The 1,021-nt window shown below is 67.7% G+C and carries 1 protein-coding gene and 1 pseudogene; both read right to left on the bottom strand.

The window, feature by feature from the left end:
* Positions 1–151: 151 nt before the first annotated feature.
* Positions 152–823, bottom strand: a complete 672-nt coding sequence (locus tag ACIRS4_RS39345) for a TetR family transcriptional regulator (RefSeq protein ID WP_404205248.1) — start codon at positions 821–823, stop codon at positions 152–154.
* A 5-nt stretch (positions 824–828) separates the two neighbouring features.
* Positions 829–1,021 (bottom strand): annotated as a pseudogene (locus ACIRS4_RS39340) (hypothetical protein); the annotation flags it as partial.

Here is a 1,021-nt window from a genome sequence, read left to right as displayed (position 1 = left end):
CCCGTTCGACCTCGGTCCTCGTCACGGCAGAGTGGGGTTGCCCCACCCTGCCGGGTGTGGACGTTTCAGTCGACGGCGGGAGGAATTATCGGTGTCGGCCGGTAGCCGGGGCGGCGACTGCCGCACTGCTTCGTGAGCGCGGTGCGGCTGATCAGTCGCTGAGTTCCTGGATGAGATCCAGGGCCGGGTAGAGGACGGGGCGCAGTGGGCGGAGCCTCGACAACGCCACGATGCGTTCGACGAGGGGGGCGGTGCGGCGGATCAGCAGTCGGGTGCGTTGCTGGTCGGGGCTGCGGTCGTGGACCCAGAACAGGACGATGCCCATGTGGGCCAGCCACAGCAGATTCGGCAGCTCGGCCAGCAGGCGCTTGTCGCCCTTGACGTCCGCGCCGATGACCAGGTCGCCCATGATGGCGGTGGATGTCTGTCGGGCGGGCCGGCTTTCGTCGCTGAACGGGCTGAGCGGGCTCGTGGGTTCGGCGGCGATGGCGAAGAACTTGCCTCCGAATTCGTGGTACGGCGCGGCCACGTCGACGAAGGCCGATTCCATCGCTTGCCATCGGTCGGCGAGGGATTCGCTGCGGGGGGTCTGCTCGACCCGCTGCTGGTGGAGAGCCTGGATGTGCTGGTAGAAACCCTGGACCAGGTGCTCTTTGGATGCGAAGTAGTAGTAGGCGTTGCCGACGCTGACACCGGCTTCGCCCGCGATCGCGCGCATGGTGGTCTTCGTGTAGCCGTTCTGCTCGAACAGGCGCAGGGCGGCGTCGATGATCTGCTGGCGAGTTTCCTCGCCGCGCGCGGTCGCGGGCTCGGGGCGGGGCATGGGGCTCAGGCTAGTTGGGCGGCGTCGAACGCAACCGGCGGGACACCGGCCTGCTGCTCCGTGTGCCGGCTGCGACGGATCTTGTTCAAGGCGATCAGGTTCGCGAAGTGCATGGCACCGAGTACGAGCAGGACCCGGCCGAGTTTCATGGCGAGTTCCTCGATCGCGACGCGCGCGTCGTCGACCGGGACGTCGATG

Origin of the sequence: Streptomyces sp. NPDC101166, assembly GCF_044768125.1 — a bacterium.
Lineage (GTDB): Bacteria > Actinomycetota > Actinomycetes > Streptomycetales > Streptomycetaceae > Streptomyces.
The sequence above is the reverse complement of the archived record's forward strand: the minus strand, read 5'-3'. Positions and strand labels throughout refer to the sequence as shown.

What these genes read in the sequence shown, in the direction of transcription:
- ACIRS4_RS39345 (WP_404205248.1), bottom strand. Translation starts at nt 823, where the DNA reads ATGCCCCGCCCCGAGCCCGCGACCGCGCGCGGCGAGGAAACTCGCCAG.